The sequence below is a fragment of the Enterococcus sp. AZ080 genome (assembly GCF_051714945.1).
Classification (GTDB): Bacteria; Bacillota; Bacilli; order Lactobacillales; family Enterococcaceae; genus Enterococcus_B; species Enterococcus_B pernyi.
In genome coordinates, this window is the sequence record NZ_JBIOSV010000001.1 from 2,697,925 (window position 1) to 2,718,215 (window position 20,291).

Here is a 20,291-nt window from a genome sequence, read left to right on the forward strand (position 1 = left end):
CTATAAAATGTAATCGCTTTCTTTTCAAAATAGATTTTTCCGTATCGCTTAGGAAAATAGTTATAAGATTACGTACAAAAAAGAAGTCACACAGTTGTGCAACTTCTTCTTATCAATTACTGCGCATGGAAATTCAAACGCATACTGTAGATTGGATTCAAGGGATCATCCAAGCCTTCAAAATCAAAGTTTTCACCAACTGTGCCAAATAATGAGAAGGAGAAAGAAGCACTATGCCCTTCGATCGTTCCTAATTCTCTGCGGTTATTGAGGTTTTTTCCTGATGAGATCAACATGACTTGATTGTCATTCAAATTGTTTTTTACCCCAAGATCGATTTCTGTTAGTTTTTCCGTAGCGGATTGACTAACGACCGAACTCACTGACACTTGGACCGCTCGTTCCGCATTGTTTTGGATCTGATATGTTGGTGAGACGATACCATTGCTTTCTTTACTTTCTGCAAAGGATACGTTCACAGGAATCGTCACATCAATGTACTCGGACGTATCTTCTAGAATCGTGACTTGACTGTTCAGTGTCCGAACATTGCCCGCTTGGTCTGTTAAGGTGATCGTTACACCATGATCGCCTACCGCTAAATCCGCAAATGCGACATTATTTTCATACGCAACTTCGACTTGAATATCTGGTGACAATGACCAGTTATCCGTTGGATCCCCATCTAGAAATTCACGAGCATCTGATACTGTTTGTCCTTTTGTGAACACCAATGGATCTTTTAATGTTCCGTCGGGTGCTGTGGTATCTAGTATCCGTGGCATGATATTTTTAAAGACATATTCATTCCCAGCTTCATCGGTTGCTGTGAGATCCATGTAATAGGTATTGTATTCAGTATTCGGCTCTAAACTATACAAGGGATACTGACTTTTCAATTGAATATTTTCTAACTCTGACCAATTGTCCGCTAAATCATTGATCAAGGAACGCAACTCTTCTTGAGTAAAATCTCGATAACGATCGGCCTCAAAAACGGTCCAAGTTCCTTTGACGCTTCCTGTCGGCGCTTGCGTATCGATCACTCGATAGTTCACAGGATATTCCGTCTGATTGCCTCGGATATCTTGTAAACGGACTTTTGCATCATAGACGATCATCGAAGGTGCAACATTGACGATACTCACAATTTCTCCTAAATCATTCCGCAAAGAAAGATCGATTTGATCTGAGGCCGTCGTATTATCCAATGGATCTTCAGTAAAGAACTGTAATAGATCGTCTCTCGTCAATTCATCTTTTCTTCGTGCTTGGAAATCGACAGGTTGGGTTACGACATTTCCTGTCGGTCCTTCGTTGTCTCCTGCTTTGAATTTAACTTCGTGAGGACTTGACTGATTCCCATGTCCATCCGTCAACCGGATGTAACCGGTATATTCCTTGAATTCTAAATCATCTAACTCAAACTCGTTGCCTTCACTATCCACTAATTCAATGACAATATTCTGTGGCAATGTCCAGTTATCACTAGGATCTCCATTTAAGAACTGCAACAAGTCTGTTCGTGAAAAAGTATTAGCTGTATGACTCGAAAAGTCGATGACTTCATTTTTAAAATTGGCTGTTGGAGCGGTCGTATCGACTATCTTCGGCATTGTTCTACTAAAGGTATACTTATTCCCCGCTTCATCGGTTGCAGTGACGTCCATCGGATAAAATTCATCCGGTAAATTCGGAGCGTAATTATACAAGGGCAGACTTTTCAATTGAATATTTTCTAACTCTGACCAATTATCCGCTAAATCATTGATCAAGGAACGCAACTCTTCTTGAGTAAAATCTCGATAACGATCGGCCTCAAAAACGGTCCAAGTTCCTTTGACGCTTCCTGTCGGCGCTTGCGTATCAATCACTCGATAGTTCACAGGATATTCTGTCTGATTGCCTCGGATATCTTGTAAACGGACTTTTGCATCATAGACGGTCATCGAAGGTGCAACATTGACGATACTCACAATTTCTCCTAAATCATTCCGCAAAGAAAGATCAATTTGATCTGAGGCCGTCGTATTATCCAATGGGTCTTCAGTAAAGAACTGTAATAGATCGTCTCTCGTCAATTCATCTTTTCTTCGTGCTTGGAAATCGACAGGTTGGGTTACGACATTTCCTGTCGGTCCTTCGTTATCTAGTGTAAATTTGACTTCTTGTAAGTTTGACTGATTTCCTCGCTCATCTTCTAAACGAATATAACCTGTCTGGATAGCATCTGATGATTCTAAATTTTGTAAGTTTATCACTGTACCATTTTCGTCAACGAGTTGAATGATGATATTTTCTGGTAAGGTCCAGTTATCATCAAGATCATCATTTAAAAACTGCATGAGATCTGTTCGCGAAGGAATCTCTGTTGTCACTTCAGAAAGATCGATTGTCTCTGTTTGTACTGTTCCTGTTGGGGCTAATGTATCAACAATAGCGATTCTTATTGGTGAAACATAGCCAGCATTTAACGATTCATCCGTAATGGTAAAGCCATCTTGATAAGATGTACCTGGTCTTAACTCGGATAAGTTCCGTTCATAAGTCACCTTTATGTTTTCTGAATATGTCCAATTATCACTAAGTGTATTTATTGCGGATCGGAGCTCTTCTTGAGTGAAATCGCGATGTCGATTCGCTTGAATGGACGTCCACGTCGTTTTTGCTGTTCCAGTAGGAGCTTCGGTATCTACGACTGTTGCGTTTGTCCAAAATTGTGTAGGACCTGCGGTCGAATTGTTATCCTGAAGATACACTGGTATTCTATTACTGTAACCAGGATACCAGCCGTCTCCCAAACTAACCGTGGAATAACTCCAACTACCTGTACTCGGTAATGTATGGAACCAGCCTTGAATGACTGATTGAGGAAGACTCTGACTTCTCGTCGCCTGAACAGTCACATTTTCATAAACACCCACTGAAGCAACCGGATTGATAGTCAAGTGTGCAATTGTTTCCCCTGTATAATTGAGCTCCATCACTTTCCTTGGTGTAGCAATATTCGGAAACTGCGTTGCGACAACCGTTGAACCTAGCACTACATTTCCACGAATATCTAATGATATCGCTGTATTCCCTGTTTGTGTTCGTGTAACTGTGAAATTGATGGTTGCAGTATAGTTAGCATTCTTTGTCACTGTTGCAGAAACCTCAATAGCTGAATTACTTGATACTATATTATTCAAATCATAAGTATTTTGGTGGGTCGAATGATTGCCGTAGTACATCTGTGTGTAAAATTCGTCCGGCATTCCTGCAGGACTGTCAGTCGCAATTGACGAAATCCATCCATTACTGCCATTGATTCTTTCAACTAAAGAGTGAGTCGGTACAGTAACTGCGAATGTTGTGGATGAACCTGCAGCTGTATTTAAATCGATTGTTCGATTAATTGCATTTTGTAAGATATTTTCTAGATATGAACTTCTACCGTGATTAGTCAACTCTCTAACATTTTCTGTAGACAAATTCAATCGCCCCAAATAGCCAGATAAAAGACTTTCATCAAGTGGAGGCACTGCTTGTGGTTCCACTGTCTCTAGGGACTCCTCTGTCACTTCTGCTTGTGGTTCAGGTTCCTTCGGTACTTCTGATAGCTCTTCGTGAATCATTGATTCTTGTTCTTCGACCATTTCGGTTGTTGCTCCAGACAAGTCGCTTTCTGGTTGTTCTTGTGTAATCTTTGCACTAGATGTCGGTTCATTTTCTATAGCCATTACTACTGAAGGCATCAGCACATGTTGAAACAACAGAAACGATGCAGCGATAATCCTTATTTTTTTTGCTTTCAAAGTTTCTCTCCTCTCTCTTATTTTTTGACAATACATTTCATCATCGATCTTTTTGGATAAAAAGAACGTTATAAATAATCGTCTAAAACAAACTGCTTGATTATAAATTCTCTGCAAAGTACAGCTGTAGAAAAAGATATGTAGTTAGCTCAGGCCCCTTCACAAAAAATATTGCTAGCAAAAGCAAGATCATTTATATGAAATCAATCATCCACTCCTCTCTACAAAGTAAAAAAATATACACATCCTATAGATATTATCTATAATTTCAAAATACTAATAAAATCTTTTTTTACCGTTAGCAAGGTAAAAAAACATCCTACACATGAACTTCAGTTGATAACTATTTTTTTGACTTTACCTTTTACTTGTCTACACTAGATTAATTACTATTCCTTGAACAAAAAGGGATAACTATTATATAGAGTAAAAATATGAAATCATCACTGATAATAAAATTTCCCTCCGATGGAAATTTATAAAAAAAAAACACATTCTCATGAAATCCAAATGATTTCCATGAGAATGTGGCATCTCGTTTTTACTTTTTTTCTATTGGTGCTTACTTATTAATTTGCGACGATGTTGACTAATTTATTTGGAACCACGATCACTTTTCTGATTGTTTTTCCTTCTAGTTGTTCTTTGATACTCTCATCGTCCATCGCTGTTTTTTCTAGTTCTTCTTTTGATAAGTCACGTGCGACACTGGCTTTTGCACGAACTTTTCCATTGATTTGGAAGACCACTTCTACTTCATCTTCAATCAAAGCAGCTTCATCATAAGTTGGCCATGGTGCATAAGAAAGATCTTGTTCATTGCCTAGGATCGCCCATAGCTCTTCACCGATATGTGGCGCGATCGGCGCAAGTAATTGTACGAATCCTTCGATATATTCATAAGGTAAGGCATCGACTTTATATGCTTCATTGACAAAGACCATCAATTGAGAAATCGCTGTATTGAAATGTAGATTTTCGTAATCTTCTGTGACTTTTTTTACTGTTTGGTGATATACTTTATCAAGTTTACCGTCATTCAGTGTCGTGATACGATCACGCATTTTATTGTTTTCGTCCACGATCAAACGCCAAACACGATCTAAGAATTTACGGCTACCTTCTAAGCCATTTTCACTCCAAGCAATCGATGCGTCTAATGGGCCCATGAACATTTCGTAGAGACGTAACGTATCCGCACCATATGCTTCTACGACATCGTCAGGATTGACGACATTGCCACGAGATTTAGACATTTTTTCGTTGTTTTCTCCAAGGATCATTCCTTGATTGAACAATTTTTCAAAAGGCTCTTTTGTTGGTACCACGCCAATATCGTAAAGGAATTTATGCCAGAAGCGAGCATACAATAGGTGAAGTACCGCATGTTCTGCCCCACCGATATAAATATCTACTGGTAACCATCGTTCTAGTTTTTCATAGTTAGCTAATTCTTTTTTATTATGTGGATCGATATAGCGTAGGTAATACCATGAGCTTCCTGCCCATTGTGGCATCGTATTCGTTTCACGACGGCCTTTTTTACCTGTTTCAGGATCAACGACATTGACCCACTCGTCAATGTTTGCTAATGGTGACTCCCCTGTGCCACTTGGTTGGATATTGCTTGTTTTTGGTAAACGTAGTGGTAATTCTTCTTCTGCTACTGTTGTCATTGTGCCGTCTTCCCAATGGATGATCGGGATTGGTTCTCCCCAATAACGTTGACGAGAAAATAACCAATCACGCAAGCGATAGCTGACTTCTTTTTTCCCAACGCCATGTTCTTCCAACCATTGATTCATCGCCTCGATGGCTTCTTCTTTGTTCAATCCGTTCAAGAAATCAGAATTGATATGCACACCATCTTCTGTGTAGGCAGCTGTTGAAGTATCGCCACCTTCGATGACTGGTAAGATTTCTAGATCAAACGTTTGTGCAAACTCGTAATCACGTTCATCATGTGCCGGTACTGCCATGATCGCACCTGTGCCATAAGAAGCTAACACATAATCAGCGATCCAGATAGGGATTTCCTTGCCATTTACTGGGTTGATCGCATACGCCCCTGTAAATACGCCGGTTTTTTCTTTGGCAAGATCTGTTCGTTTAAGATCTGATTTTTTCGCTGTTTCTGCGATATACGCTTCGACTGCTTCTTTTTGTTCTGGAGTTGTGATCTCACGAACTAAATCTAACTCTGGTGCTAGCACAGAGTAGGTTGCTCCAAATAACGTATCTGGACGTGTAGTAAAGACCGTATATTCTTTATCTGTGCCCGCCACTTTAAACGTGACATTTGCTCCGACTGAACGTCCGATCCAATTACGTTGCATTTCTTTGATGCTTTCGGGCCAATCCACAAGCTCGAGGTCATCGATCAAACGATCTGCATATGCGGTGATTTTCAGCATCCATTGACGCATTGGTTTGCGGATGACATCATAGCCACCACGTTCACTTTTGCCATCGATCACTTCTTCGTTTGAGATCACTGTACCTAGTTCAGGTACCCAGTTCACTGCTACTTCTGCTTCATAGGCTAACCCTTTTTCATATAATTTAGTAAAGATCCATTGTGTCCATTTGTAGTACTCAGGGTCTGTTGTGTTGACTTCACGATTCCAATCGTAACTAAAACCAAGTGAATTGATTTGGCGACGGAAGGTTTCAATATTTTTTTGCGTAAATTCTGCAGGGTCATTCCCTGTATCCAATGCGTATTGTTCTGCTGGTAGTCCAAATGCATCCCACCCCATTGGATGTAACACGTTGAAACCTTGACTACGTTTGAAACGTGCTAAGATATCTGTTGCAGTATAGCCTTCTGGATGCCCAACATGTAGACCTTGTCCTGATGGATATGGAAACATATCCAACGCATAGAATCTTGGTTTGCCTGGTTCATCATGCGTATTGAAGGTGTTATTTTTTGCCCAATATTTTTGCCATTTTTTTTCAATTTCTTTGTGATTATAGCTCATCTTGAACCCCCTATTTTGATGTAATGATCTGTTTTTCTTTTAGCATCTGGCCTTGAAAAACAAAAAAATCCTATAAAAAGATTGCTCTTTTTATAGGACGTAATCTACGTGGTACCACCTAATTTTGCCTTACTAAACAAGGCCTTGAACGTTGTAACGGTCGTCACCGCCTCTGCTTACTGGGAGAACTGTTCAGCAGGTGCAACTCAAAGGCGAGTTCAAAAGCGTCCGTACACATTTTCACCAACCATGTGCTCTCTAAAACTTTCGACTTTTTACTACTTCCTTTTCAAACGTTGATCAACTAAATTTTTAGTAGCTTCATAGTAACAAATATTATTGAATCAATCAACTATTATTTCAGTCAGATCGATTATTTTGCAACGATCAAACTTTGTCCTGGGTAGATAAAGTTGTTTTTGATGTTGTTCCACTCGATCAATTGCGCCATTGAGATGCCATGGCTATCAGCTACACCCCAAACGGATTCACCTGCTTTGACCGTGTAACGTTTGCCATCATTAGACGTAGGTGCTGCTGTTGTATTTCCTTTTTTCACGACCACTTTTTGGCCTGGATAAATGAAATTATTTTTGATATTGTTCCATTCAATCAGTTGATCCATCGTGATGCCGTGTTTATCAGCTACACCCCAAACAGATTCACCTGCTTTGACCGTATAGATCGTATCACCAGAGGTTGATGTGTTCGTTGCTGCTGACGTATTCGGTGTGCTTGGCGTAGCTGCCGGCGTTGTTGTCGGTGTAGATGTTGGTGCTGCTGTACTACCACCTTTTACGATCAGTTTTTGACCTGGATAGATGAAGTTATTTTTGATATTGTTCCATTCGATCAATTGGTTCATCGAGATCCCATTTTTATTTGCGACGCTCCACACCGATTCACCTGCTTTGACCGTGTAGGTGCCTGATCCTTGGCTTGCTGTGTTTGAAGTCGTTGGATTATTCGTCGTTGTTGAAGGTGCTGGACTCGTTGATACAGTGCTTGATGCGCCACCATTTGAAACAACCAACTGTTGTCCTGGGTAAATAAAGTTGTTCTTGATGTTGTTCCATTGGATCAACTGGGCCATTGAGATACCGTGGGCATGAGAGACACCCCAGACAGAATCACCTGCTTTGACCGTATATTTTGCACCAGAAACTGAAGCACCTGTACTTGGTGTTGATGGTGTTGTGCTTGGTGTCGATGGTGTATTTACAGAAGCAGACCCACCATTAGAAACGATCAAGCTTTGTCCTGGATAAACAAAATTATTCTTGATATTATTCCATTGAATCAATTGTGCCATTGAGATGCCGTGAGCATTCGAGATACCCCAAACAGAGTCACCTGCTTTGACTGTATAACGCGTACCGGACGAATTGTTTGTTGTTGTTCCAGCAGAACTGCTACCTGCAGAAGCTGTATTGTTTCCTGAATTTGTTGTTGAAGATCCGCCAGCTGTACCACCTTTGATCGTCAATTTTTGTCCTGGATAAACAAAATTATTTTTAATATTATTCCATTCAATCAATTGTGCCATTGAGATGCCATGAGCATTTGAGATGCCCCAAACAGAATCACCAGATTTTACTGTGTACGTCGTTGAACCAGTAGTCGTACTTCCACCAGTATTTCCTGTATTCGTGCTTCCTGTATTTGTACTTCCTGTATTTGTACTTCCTGTGTTACCTGTATTAATCGTATTGCCGCCGCCAGTCGTCGCACCACCGCCTGCATTTCCAGTTGCTGGTGTGTCATATTTAGTCAAGCCATACGTCATGATAAGATTGTTTAATTTTGTCGCATAACTTGGGTCCGTCGCATAGCGTCCTGTCAAATGGGCAGTAGCATCCGTATAAGAACGAGTATTACTCTTCCAAGCACCTGCATAGTAGTAGCCATTACCAAATGAAGTATTTCTAAGTACATAGGCATTGTCACTAAAAGACTCTGCGAAAGAAGGATATTGACGGAAAGGTTCTTTTTTCGTCACCCATTGGTTGTTCAAGAATTCAAGCGTGTCCATATAAACAGTTTGTCCTTGGTAGCTTCCTTTGATCCCAAATAAGTTATGATAAGGTGCACGTGATAATGTACTGCCACCCCAACCACTTTCGACAACTGCTTGAGCGATCATTACTGAAGCATACAAATCATTCGCGTTTGCGATTGGTTGTGCAAATGTGGCAATTTCTGTGATAAATGCAGCGGTATTGATCCGAGAGTTCATTTGGATCGGTGTTTCATCCGCATTGACAGCGACTGATTGTAATACTGGTGCTACAGCTGAACAGCCCACCATTGCGGTTCCGACGATTGCCGCACTTCGCTTTACTTTACGGTAACGCTTCGCTTGTTCCAGACGTCTGCGTTCTTTTCGTCCTACTAATTCCTTTTGCATATACTATCCCCCATATTTAATTACTTTTATCTAGCCTTATCAATAATTATAACTTCTCTTAATATTTATTAAAAGTTATTTAAGACTATTACGTTGTTTTGTAATCTTTATGTAATCTTTCGTAATTTTTTGATTTGACGCTTTTGTTAACCCTTTAATCAAACGATTCCTAGTTATTAAATTATATATGACCACCTATTTTTCAAATTAAATATGTCGGTTATATTACTTGAGGGTTGCTATTACATTACAACTTGCATAACAATATATTTTTATTCATTGATCCAAGTGAACAGGAATAGAAAACTCTTGTTTTTCGTTCTTATAATAAATGCTATAATGATTGGGCATGAAGGAGGAGTTAAATGAAAAATAAAAGAATCTTCCAAATCTCAGCCGCAAGTTGCTTCTTGCTTTTTCTAGCGTTGAGTCTACTTGTCTTATTTCGTGTGGATCTATTGTCTAGTTTTGACCAAACGCTGACCCATTGGATTCGTATTCCTTATCCTGATTGGAATCCATTTCAGCGGTTGATCACGACATTTGGAAATGCAATAACTGTCATTTTAGTATTTGGATTAGTTGCTCTTTGGTTATGGTTCAAGAAAAAAAGAAAAGAACTTTATTGGTTTACCCTCAATTTTGTGCTAATTGCTGGGATCTTAAATCCACTGATCAAGCTTTTAGTGATGCGTGACCGTCCAAGACTTCAACATTTAGTTGTCGAAACGACGTATAGTTTTCCAAGTGGACACGCTGCAACGAGTATGATCTTGTATGGCACACTGATTTTTTTGATGCCATCCTTGATCAAGACGAGAGATTGGGCATGGATGATCCAAGTATTGTTAGGTTTACTGATTCTGAGTATTGGCGCTAGTCGTGTCTATCTGGGTGTCCATTATCCTAGTGATATCCTCGGTGGTTATAGCTTGAGCCTGTTTTGGTTATGCTTGACTTATCCTTGGTATATCCAACAACGCTTGCCATTTACACAATCAAATAGGAAGAGGGGATTTTAATGGAATTTCCTTATGCTGAAGGAAATAAACGTTACCATTCTTGGAATTATGCGTTACGCCATGAATTTGGTGGAAAAATTTTTAAAGTACCGATCGATGGTGGCTTTGATTGTCCCAATCGTGACGGAACAGTTGCCCACGGTGGTTGTACCTTTTGTAGTGTTTCTGGCTCTGGTGATATGATCGTTGCTCCTGAGGAGCCACTACCGATCCAGTTTCAAAAAGAAATCGATATGATGCACAAAAAATGGCCACAAGTGAATCAATACATCGTTTACTTTCAAAATTTCACGAATACCCATGCGCCTGTCGAAATCATTCGTGAACGATTTGAACAGGTCATCAACCTACCAGGTGTCGTTGGTTTATCAATTGGTACCAGACCAGATTGCTTACCTGATGAAGTCGTGGATTACTTAGCTGAATTGAATCAACGTTTATACTTATGGGTAGAATTAGGCTTACAAACGACTTATGAAGAAACCTCTGTCCTGATCAATCGGGCACATGATTATCAAACATATCTAGACGGTGTTGCGAAATTACGGAAGCACGACATACGTGTATGTACGCATCTGATCAACGGATTGCCAGGAGAATCATTGGATATGATGCGGGAAAATGTTCGTCGCACGATCTTAGATTCTGATATCCAAGGAATCAAACTACATTTGATGCACTTGATGCGTAAAACAAAGATGTTACGTGACTATCACGAGGGCAGACTGCAATTGATGAGTCGAGCCGATTATGTATCTGTCATTTGTGATCAATTAGAAATGATCCCACAAGAGATCATCATCCATCGTTTAACTGGTGATGCGCCTTGGGATTCATTGGTCGGGCCAATGTGGAGTTTGAAAAAATGGGAAGTCTTGAATGCGATCGATGAAGAAATGATTCGTCGCAATAGTTATCAAGGAAAGTACAATATTCGAGAAGGAGTCAAAAGCGGATGTTGAAAACGGCACTTCATTATAGTCATACGCTATTGGAGGAAATCATCCAACCAGGAGATTATGTGATTGATGCCACGATGGGCAATGGGCATGACACTTTATTTCTTGCAGAAAAAGTCGGAAAAACTGGTCAAGTATATAGTTTTGATATTCAACAACAAGCATTGGAGTCCACGCAACAAAAATTGTCAGAGAATGGCTTATTGGAGCGGACGACACTGTTTTTACAAGGACATGAGACCATTGGTGCGGTCATTGCTGAACAACAACCGATCAAAGCTGGTATCTTCAACTTAGGCTATTTACCCAAAAGTGATAAATCCGTCATCACGCTACCTGAAACGACAAAAACAGCGATGGAAGAAATCGTGAAACGTTTAGTTCCACAAGGTCGCATGATCATCGTCGTTTATTATGGTCATCAAGGTGGCGAAGCAGAACTAGATATGGTACAAAACTTTTGCCAAGCATTGCCTCAAGAACAATTCAATGTTTTGAATTATCAATTTATCAATCAAAAAAATAATCCTCCGATCTTGTATTGTATCGAAAAAAAGAAACGCCACAACTAATAAAAAACTCCTTGTCTTCTAGTATGATAAAACTGAGAAGATAAAGAGTTTTTTCATTTTTTAGCAGAACCTAACGACCAATTAGAATCCCATTTTCTTAATGACCCTCACTTGATCACATTTGAGCTATGATTTGGTGAAATACTGTTTTAGCACACGAATGATCAATATTGTTACACCTGCCGCCAAAATAAAACTGATGATGGCTATTATTATTCCTAGAGCCCCCATCCTATTTAACAGTTACGACCAAATTATTTGAGCTATTAATTGATGCTCTTAACCAGCCACTCCATCCGCCAAAATCCCATATCGGAGTTCCAAACTCGAAATAATAAGTTGCTTGTTTTGTGCTATCTCTTTTCAATGAACTAGATTTCACACTGACCCCCACATGATAGTACCAAGGATCATAAGCACTACTAATACTATTACTACTTACTCTAATATTAAAGCCGCAATTAAAAATTACTGAATAATAATAGATATTCCATACTCCATTACCTAAACGTAAATGGTTATCAAACACTGGTTCAGCAACAATTTTCGCTGTTGTACCACTTGCCAAATGTATTTCTTTAGTCTGTACCATGTTTTTTGATAAGTCAAATTCTACTACACTACCTCCTTCTTCTTTTACAAGAACGGCAGAATCATTTGCTTCTACTAGCGGTTGCGCTTCTACAATTTTAGTTGGCATGAAAAATATCAATATCAGAGTGATTGCTATAACACTAATCAAATCGATTACTTTACTAAATTGCTTTTCTCTCCACATCTTAAGTTCCCTTCTTTCTTTATCACATTTTTCATTTTTACTGCATGGAACATTTCCAACCACTCCTACTAACGCTCAAACTAGATTTAGTTTTATCCTCCTCATTTTTATATGTATATAAGTATGACATGCAGTCTTCATATTTATATGCAAGTGAAGTTAGGATGAGTTCATTATGCATGGGCATGCAACTAAATGATGTATTAATAGTTATTCTGCTATAATTAATTATATCAACTTTAGAATATCGGGAAATTTTTCTTTTTTCTTTAAAAAAAAATTTCATACTATATATTCTCTGATTTATTTTTATAAAAAAACTACCTCACCTCAATAAACGAATAGCCACCTCATCTAAAATTGGAGATTTCAAATGTGCTATAAAATTATTTCGGTCTGTTTCGGACAAGGGAAGTAAGATGTACTCATGAATCTATTCTTTGATTTTATCTTTGTAATCACGGCAGAAGTAACCGCTCATTACATCTGCAAATGGTTTGATTGTAGAATTGCCAAAAAAAGACAGTAAGCCTACCCGTTAATTCCTATTGAAACGTAAAAGAAAACCACTAGCCCGCCAGCTAGTGGGTTTTGGTCGTAATATGAACCTGTTCTTTGTTGAATAAATTATACTATAATACAATTAATATTCCAGTGTGTCTGTGTATTTAGAATAGAAATTCATCGTCACTTCTATTGATCAAATGATTATCATGAGGAATACTTGACTAAGTTCTTTTTATTTTGCATAGTGATGATTTCTAAAATCATTGACCTGACTTAATAAGAAATCACAGATTCACTTTCTAATAACTGAAAACTATTTGCCATAACTTTTGTTACATAAGTACGGGAGCCTTGCTAATTTTTCAAGGTTCATGTTTGGATTCATCCAAACACGCCAATCAGACTGCATGACATGAAAAACACCAAACCAAGGGCTTCTTGATTTGGTGTTTTTCGACTTCCATTTGAACATTCGTTACACAATGACGGGAGTGAGACATTCGTTCTCTCCCACCACCTATTCAAACACAAACTGATTATGATACAACTCTGCATAGAAGCCATCTTCTGCTAATAATTGATGATGGTTTCCTTCTTCGATCACTTTGCCATCACGTAAAACAACGATGCGATCAGCGTTCAGGATCGTCTTCAAGCGATGGGCGATCACGAAACTTGTCCGACCTTTGATCGCTTCATCCATTGCTTTTTGGATTCTTGCTTCAGTTACTGTATCCACGTTACTTGTTGCTTCATCTAAAATCAATAAGTCTGGATTCGTGATGATTGTTCGCGCGATACTGATCAATTGCTTTTGCCCCGTACTGAACAAATTATTTTCCTCAGAGACGTGGGTATCATAGCCATGTTCGAGCGTCTGGATAAAGTCATGGATATTTGCTTGTTTCGCTGCGCTAACTACTTCTTCATCCGTTGCATCTGGTTTACCAAAGACAATATTGTCTCGGATCGTGCCAGAAAATAGAACGGATTCTTGTAGAACGATGCCGACATGTCGACGCAATTCGTCTAAATCATACTCGCGGATATCTGTTCCGTCAATGCTCACAGAGCCACCGTTCACATCATAGAAGCGATTCAACAAGTTCATGATCGTTGTCTTACCTGAACCAGTTGGGCCTACTAAAGCAACCATCTCGCCTTTATTCACATCAATGGAAACATCATTTAAGACTAATTTCTCTGGACTATAGCCAAAATCAACATTCGTCAATGATAAGCCCTTTTCGATCCCCGCAAACGGTTTGCCGTTTTGTGGTTTCACTTCATCTTTTTCAGCAAACATTTCATTCAGTCTTCGCGCTCCAGTGATCGCTAACTGGATCATACTGTAGCCAGAAGAAATTTGCATCAATGGTTGATAATATTGTTGGGAATATTGGACGAAAGTAACTACTAATCCTAGCGCTACTGAACGTTCCAAATCACCATTCAACGCTAACCAGCCACCAAAGAAGATCACGATCGCTGTGTTGACTAAAGACATACCTTGCATCATTGGGAAAAGTAACCCTGAGTATGCTTGTCCTTTAAATGTTGCTTCACGAACAGTTTGATTATGAGCTAAGAAACCTTCGATTGTTTCTTCTTGCAGACCATTCGTGATGATCACGCGTTGCCCACTGATCTTTTCATCCATATAACCATTCAATTTACCGACTTCATCTTGTTGGATGTCGACATATTTGCGGGCTTTTTGAATGACTAGGACAGCAATCAAAATCGCGACCGGTGTAGAAGCAATCGTCGCCCAAGCAAGTTGGACATTTTGGCGGAACATCATGATCAAGATACCAACTAATAGAACCGCATTCGTGATCACTTGAAGAAGTGCTTGGTTCAAACTATTTTGGATATTATCCAAATCACTAGTGAAGCGACTAAGAATCTCCCCATCTTGATGGGAATCAAAAAAGCGGATCGTTAATTTTTCTAATTTATTGAATAGACCAATACGCATCCGGTTCGTTGATTTCCCGACCACTTGTGTAAATAAAATACTGTAAATAAAATTTGCCGCACTGGCTAAAACATAAAACATCAAAAGCTTCCAAATAATCGAAAGGAAATTGCTTTTATCATCAACACCTTGCATCAAAGCAGTAATATAATTTGCTAATTCTTGGAAAGCTTCCCCGATATATTGAGGTGCTTTTACTTGTAAGTAAGTTGCTGCAATCACAGTAATAAAGATAAAGAAGAAGGAAACCTTGTACCGCTTTAAATAATGATAGAAAAACTTACTTGCTTTAATCAAATCAGTCATGGCTACTCCTCCGTTCCTTTTTGAGTTTCAAAAATCTCTTGATATACCTGATTGTTTGCAACGAGTTCTTCATGCGTTCCTTCACCCACTAGTTTTCCTTCATCTAGTACCAAGATGCGGTCTGCTTTGACAACAGAAGCAATCTTTTGAGCGATAACGATCGTTGTCGTGTCTTTTAACTCACGATCAAGGGCTTCGCGAACCAGTTTTTCTGAACGGGCATCTAATGCACTGGTACTGTCATCTAGAATCAGGATTTTTGGCTGACCGATCACACCACGTGTGATAGATAAACGTTGCTTTTGTCCACCAGAAAAGTTACTACTACGTTCTTCGACTGGTGCTTCATAACGATCAGCTAATTTCTCGATAAATTCTTTGGCTTGAGCGATAGAAGAAGCATTTTCCATATCCTTTTCTGTTGCATTCTTGTTCCCTTGACGTAGATTCTGGGCAATCGTGCCTGAAAAAAGAATCGCTTTTTGTAAAACAAACGAGACGGTTTTTCTTAAACTATGTTCATTCACTTGTCGTAGATCAACACCACCAACTTCTACTTTCCCTTCCGTTGGATCGAACAAGCGTGGAATCAATTGTGCTAAAGTTGACTTTCCTGCTCCAGTTGCCCCAACAATACCAACCATTTCACCAGGCTCGATCGAAAAAGTGATATTTTTGAGTGTATCTGCATCATCACCAGGATAACGGAAAGACACGTTTTCAAAACGAACAGAACCAGTCAATTCTTGTTCAGGTACATCTAGATAAGTTAAATCTGGTTCAGTATCTAAGATCTCTTTGATCCGTTTTAAGGAAACAGCGGCTCTTGAGGTCATCATCATCATCATACCGCCGATGATGATCGCCATCATGATCTGCATCAAATAGTTCATAAATGAAGCAATACCACCAATCAGGGTTGGATCATCTTTTGCAAGATCACTGACGAAGAAGATTGCTCCCACCACAGCTAAGTTCGCAGCTAACATAAATGAGGGGATCATGACTGAAAATAATGTTCCAACAATGATATTGTGCTTCGTTAAATCTTCACTGACTTTACTAAATTCATTCAACTGATTTTCTTCTTGGACAAACGATTTGACTACTCGAATCCCCATTAGATTTTCTTTTGCGATACTATTAACTTTATCGATCAGTTTTTGGATGATCATAAAGTGCTTGCCCATACGTGTAAAGGACAGTGCTGTGATCAAGAATACAGTAACGATCAAAAGAACGATGATCCACCACAACTGAGGCATTGTTGCCATCGCAAGAATAAATGCACCAATAAACAGAAACGGGATACGGAACAAAGATTGCAAAGAAATCATAACTAAGTTTTGGATCTGCGTAATATCGTTCGTTAAGCGCACCACTAAATTTCCAGCAGAAAACTGTTCAATATTACCAAATGAGAAGGTCTGGATCTTGCGAAACGCTTCCTCCCGGATATCTGCACTGACACCCTGTGCGACTTTAGCAGAAAATATCGTGTTCGTGACTCCAGCTGCTAAACCTAGGAGTGCTAAACTAATCAAAGAAATGCCAATCGTGCGCATTTCATCGCTGTCTTCTGTAATGATTGCTTCTAATACTTGTTGCAACAACTTAGGTTGCCAAAGCGTAGCTGTCACCATAAGTGCGACAGAAAGCAAAGAAACAAAAACAGCTAATCGATAGTTTTTTGCATGTTTTAAAATAAGCTTCATATTTGTGACTTACACCTCTCTTTTTTTATAATAAATCGTCCTATTTTATAATTCGTAAAAATAGACCGACTAACAATTTACCATGTTTGAAAAAAGAAATCAACCTGTAATTTTTTAACGCTGGAACTACTTTTATAATAGAAAGAAACTTTAAATTATCTGTTTTTAAATACACCTTCTTTCTTCTTGAGTTTATCTTCCTCTCACTATAAAAGGTACGTTATAGAATTCTTCTTTATTATGCTTATTTCCAATCCGTTTAGCACCTATCTTGCTCGCCACAATAAAAAAGAAGTGATCTTGATCGATCACTTCTGCATTTCTTCTACCATTCATAAGTAGACTTATTCTCGTTCTCTTGTCCAAGGGAGATCTAAAGATAAACTAGCGGCAAATTCTTTATAGGCTGTTCTTTCTTTCTGTCTTGTAGCACGGCGTTCCTCGTACCCACTGCAAACTAATTGCTCTTCCTCGGTTTCAGGAATGACATGTGGCACCGTAAATTCTTTTTCAAGGTTCATATGTGAAGGAACCGCAACGAATGTCGTAAAGCAAGTAGCAGCCAAATAGCGTTCACCTGTCGTTAAGTTTTCACCGATGATCTTCACAAAAACCTCCATTGATTTCTTATGGGCACCGGACACATAAGATTCCACACAAACGGAATGATTTTCATGCAAAGGCTTCAAAAAATTCAAACTATCTAAAGAAGCAGTGACTGCCCCTCTGCGACAATGACGGGTGACCGAAATCGATGCTGCATCATCGATCATTGCCATTAATTTCCCTCCAAAAAGATACCCAAATGGATTCAAATCAAAGGGAAAGATCCGATGTGTTTGGATAACCATCGAGTCTTTGCAATACTTTGTTTCTTCCATACGGTGTCAGCTCCTTTTGTTGAACAACCAAGCGAGCGCTCGTTGGATCCATTGATCCCAAAAAATCCAATCATGTTCCCCAGGACCATGTTCAAATGTCACATCGACGTTGTTTTCTTTTAAAATTTCTGCCATTTCTTGGTTGGCTTGATAGAGAAAATCGGATTCACCACAAGCAAGATACATACGTGGTGGTTCTTTGTCACTTTTTGCTAAGGTTTCAACAAGGTAAGCTGGATCATTTACTGAACCTTGGATGCTATCTAGTGGACCAAAAATTCCTTCCCAGAACTTGGCTTGACGGATCATCAATAAGTCGTCCATTCGATTACCAACCGACACCGCACCTGAGAGAGAAATAATAGCTGAGAAACGTTCGGGCTTTGCTAACCCCAATTTCAACGCACCATATCCACCCATTGAAAGACCAGCTGCATACGTTTTTTCTCTTTTCGTTGTCAGTTGTGGGAACAATTCGTGACAGATTTCTGGTAATTCTTCTGAGATAAACGTCCAGTACTTCATATCATACGTTGTGTCTGTGTACCAACCTAAATCCGTTGATGGCATGATGACGGCTAACCCGTAATCCGCCGCATATCTTTCAATGGAAGTCCGCCGTTGCCAAACACTATGATTACCTCCCATACCATGTAACAGGTAAAGCACTGGAACATCCGTCAGATTTGCCGATGTACTTGTCCCAATCACTTTTTTGGTTGTCTGAGGTAAGATCACATTTAGATTGACTTCCATTTCTAATACGTTTGAATAAACATTTGCTTGGATAAATGCCATATGTTTTTCGCCTTCTTTACTTTATTCAGATCGTTTTTCTGACAACAATCTGTAAATTTACTTGTATTCTTTTATTGTAGCATTTTTTTGACGAATTAAAAATGTTAGCCCTAGCGCGATGATGACTAATAATAAGCCTACCAGATAGACTTGGTGTAACCCATGATACAAAATTTCTCGTAATGGTGTTAATATTTCTGCGTCAATCATTTTTGCTGTTTGTGGATTGACTAATTTGTTCATGATGTCCGGATCGTCTGTCAATTGTTTGGCAGCAAGTTCAGCTTGCGTGACTCGGTTGATCAATAATCCAAAAACTGCGACCATCACTGTTTGCCCAATGGTGCGGACTAACGTATTAAACGAAGTGGCAACACCCATTTGTTCTGAAGGCACACTGTTTTGTGCGCTGACAGTCGATGTTGTCATTGTGATCCCTAAGCCGACACCGATGATCGTTGAAATCAGGAAGAACCATAAAAAATTACTTTGAAATGGCATCAGCCAAAGTCCTGCACCACCGACAATGGTGATGAACAACCCGATACGTAACACTCGATAGGTGGTCATCTGGGTCATCCACTTACTTGCTAAGAACGAACCAACCATCCAAACAAGAGAAAGTGGTGCCAAAACTAATCCACCAATTGCCGCATTAAGTCCTAATACTCCTTGCATCCACATTGGGATATAGACATCGATCCCCATTAAAAAACCACTTGCTAAAGCTGCTGCTGCATTCACAACGACAAAAAGCGGGTTTTTGAATAGGTGAAGCATGATGACAGGATCTTCTGCTCGTTTTTCGACGAACAGGAATAAGAAAAAGAATAAAACACTACCTATTAATAATCCCAACACAAATGGTGTCAGCCCTTGATCACCTAGTAATTGAAAACCTAGTAACAGCAAAACCAACGTAAACATCAAACTAAAACTACCTTTAAGATCCATTGGTTTCGCTTCACGAGTTGTTTTTGGTTCATTGAGATAGAGCCAAATCAGCACCATCAGTAATAACCCGATCGGCACATTGATGAAGAAAATCCAGTGCCAACTCAATGCTTCTACAATAAACCCACCAGCTAATGGACCAAACACACTAGCGATTCCCCAAGCTGAACTATTCAACCCTAACACTTTTGCTCGTTTTTCAATCGTGTATAAATCGCCAATGATCGTCAATGCGACTGGCATCATTGCTCCTGCACCCATCCCTTGAATTGCTCGCGAAATAATCAAGCCAAGCATAGATTGAGAAAGCCCACAAAAAAGTGAACCGATAATAAATAATAGCGTACCGAAAATAAAAATAGGTTTTCTTCCAACTTTATCTGCAAGTTTCCCATAGATGGGTGTCAACATGGCATTCGTCAATAAATAAATCGAAAACACCCAGTTCATCATTTCCATGCCGTGCAGTGAACCAACGATCGTTGGCATTGCAGTCGTAACGATTGTCCCCTCAATTGCCGTCATAAATGTAGCGATGAACACGCAGATCGTTACGACTTTCACGTTTGTTTTTCTTTCCATTCTCAAGCCCACTCCTTATCGTAACTTCCGTTATTTAAATGGCATCAT

Annotated in this window: 12 protein-coding genes and 1 other annotated feature; of the genes, 3 read left to right on the forward strand and 9 right to left on the reverse strand. The window is 39.3% G+C overall.

Annotated features, from left to right (window positions below):
* Positions 1-116: 116 nt before the first annotated feature.
* The 3 genes from IGK01_RS12765 to IGK01_RS12775 form a co-directional block, all read right to left on the reverse strand.
* Positions 117-3,797, reverse strand: coding sequence for a hypothetical protein (locus IGK01_RS12765; RefSeq protein WP_438840808.1), 3,681 nt, complete (start codon positions 3,795-3,797; stop codon positions 117-119).
* 569 nt (positions 3,798-4,366) lie between these two features.
* Entirely contained in the window at positions 4,367-6,781 is a 2,415-nt protein-coding gene (gene leuS / locus IGK01_RS12770; RefSeq protein WP_438840809.1) for a leucine--tRNA ligase, read from the reverse strand.
* Between the two features lie 90 nt (positions 6,782-6,871).
* Positions 6,872-7,084 (reverse strand) — a binding site (T-box leader).
* 70 nt (positions 7,085-7,154) lie between these two features.
* Positions 7,155-9,188 (reverse strand): LysM peptidoglycan-binding domain-containing protein, encoded by a 2,034-nt coding sequence (locus IGK01_RS12775; protein ID WP_438840810.1) that lies wholly within the window; start codon positions 9,186-9,188, stop codon positions 7,155-7,157.
* Between the two features lie 365 nt (positions 9,189-9,553).
* Between IGK01_RS12775 and IGK01_RS12780 the strand changes: the two genes are divergently transcribed.
* From IGK01_RS12780 to IGK01_RS12790, 3 genes are read left to right on the forward strand one after another with little or no spacing between them, the layout of a single operon-like run.
* On the forward strand, positions 9,554-10,210 hold the full coding sequence (locus IGK01_RS12780; RefSeq protein ID WP_409173645.1) for a phosphatase PAP2 family protein: 657 nt from the start codon (positions 9,554-9,556) through the stop codon (positions 10,208-10,210).
* Complete coding sequence (locus IGK01_RS12785) at positions 10,210-11,172, forward strand: TIGR01212 family radical SAM protein (protein ID WP_010734137.1); 963 nt, start codon at positions 10,210-10,212, stop codon at positions 11,170-11,172. Before IGK01_RS12780 ends, IGK01_RS12785 begins: the two co-directional genes overlap by 1 nt.
* Positions 11,166-11,741, forward strand: a complete 576-nt coding sequence (locus IGK01_RS12790) for a class I SAM-dependent methyltransferase (RefSeq protein WP_438770883.1) — start codon at positions 11,166-11,168, stop codon at positions 11,739-11,741. The genes IGK01_RS12785 and IGK01_RS12790 overlap by 7 nt, the downstream gene beginning before the upstream one ends.
* Before the next feature lie 232 nt (positions 11,742-11,973).
* On the opposite strand, the gene IGK01_RS12795 is transcribed toward IGK01_RS12790, so the two are convergent.
* From IGK01_RS12795 to IGK01_RS12820, 6 genes are all read right to left on the reverse strand, one after another.
* Positions 11,974-12,519, reverse strand: coding sequence for a DUF5626 family protein (locus tag IGK01_RS12795; RefSeq protein WP_137072937.1), 546 nt, complete (start codon positions 12,517-12,519; stop codon positions 11,974-11,976).
* Between the two features lie 1,024 nt (positions 12,520-13,543).
* On the reverse strand, positions 13,544-15,313 hold the full coding sequence (locus IGK01_RS12800; protein ID WP_023520486.1) for an ABC transporter ATP-binding protein: 1,770 nt from the start codon (positions 15,311-15,313) through the stop codon (positions 13,544-13,546).
* 2 nt (positions 15,314-15,315) lie between these two features.
* Positions 15,316-17,028 (reverse strand): ABC transporter ATP-binding protein, encoded by a 1,713-nt coding sequence (locus IGK01_RS12805; protein WP_062806054.1) that lies wholly within the window; start codon positions 17,026-17,028, stop codon positions 15,316-15,318.
* Positions 17,029-17,372: 344 nt separating this feature from the next.
* A complete protein-coding gene (locus IGK01_RS12810; RefSeq protein WP_010734132.1) occupies positions 17,373-17,909 on the reverse strand; it encodes an acyl-CoA thioesterase in 537 nt (178 codons plus the stop codon).
* Between the two features lie 6 nt (positions 17,910-17,915).
* A complete protein-coding gene (locus tag IGK01_RS12815) occupies positions 17,916-18,707 on the reverse strand; it encodes an alpha/beta hydrolase (protein ID WP_153830590.1) in 792 nt (263 codons plus the stop codon).
* Between the two features lie 57 nt (positions 18,708-18,764).
* Positions 18,765-20,243 carry an MDR family MFS transporter gene (locus IGK01_RS12820; RefSeq protein WP_065096702.1) on the reverse strand — a complete coding sequence of 493 codons (1,479 nt, stop codon included), beginning with the start codon at positions 20,241-20,243 and terminating at the stop codon, positions 18,765-18,767.
* Between the last annotated feature and the right edge of the window lie 48 nt (positions 20,244-20,291).

Coding starts and splice junctions, on each gene's coding strand:
- leuS (WP_438840809.1), bottom strand. CDS start 6,781: ATGAGCTATAATCACAAAGAAATTGAAAAAAAATGGCAAAAATATTGG.
- IGK01_RS12775 (WP_438840810.1), bottom strand. CDS start 9,188: ATGCAAAAGGAATTAGTAGGACGAAAAGAACGCAGACGTCTGGAACAA.
- IGK01_RS12780 (WP_409173645.1), top strand. CDS start 9,554: ATGAAAAATAAAAGAATCTTCCAAATCTCAGCCGCAAGTTGCTTCTTG.
- IGK01_RS12785 (WP_010734137.1), top strand. CDS start 10,210: ATGGAATTTCCTTATGCTGAAGGAAATAAACGTTACCATTCTTGGAAT.
- IGK01_RS12790 (WP_438770883.1), top strand. CDS start 11,166: ATGTTGAAAACGGCACTTCATTATAGTCATACGCTATTGGAGGAAATC.
- IGK01_RS12795 (WP_137072937.1), bottom strand. CDS start 12,519: ATGTGGAGAGAAAAGCAATTTAGTAAAGTAATCGATTTGATTAGTGTT.
- IGK01_RS12800 (WP_023520486.1), bottom strand. CDS start 15,313: ATGACTGATTTGATTAAAGCAAGTAAGTTTTTCTATCATTATTTAAAG.
- IGK01_RS12805 (WP_062806054.1), bottom strand. CDS start 17,028: ATGAAGCTTATTTTAAAACATGCAAAAAACTATCGATTAGCTGTTTTT.
- IGK01_RS12810 (WP_010734132.1), bottom strand. CDS start 17,909: ATGGAAGAAACAAAGTATTGCAAAGACTCGATGGTTATCCAAACACAT.
- IGK01_RS12815 (WP_153830590.1), bottom strand. CDS start 18,707: ATGGCATTTATCCAAGCAAATGTTTATTCAAACGTATTAGAAATGGAA.
- IGK01_RS12820 (WP_065096702.1), bottom strand. CDS start 20,243: ATGGAAAGAAAAACAAACGTGAAAGTCGTAACGATCTGCGTGTTCATC.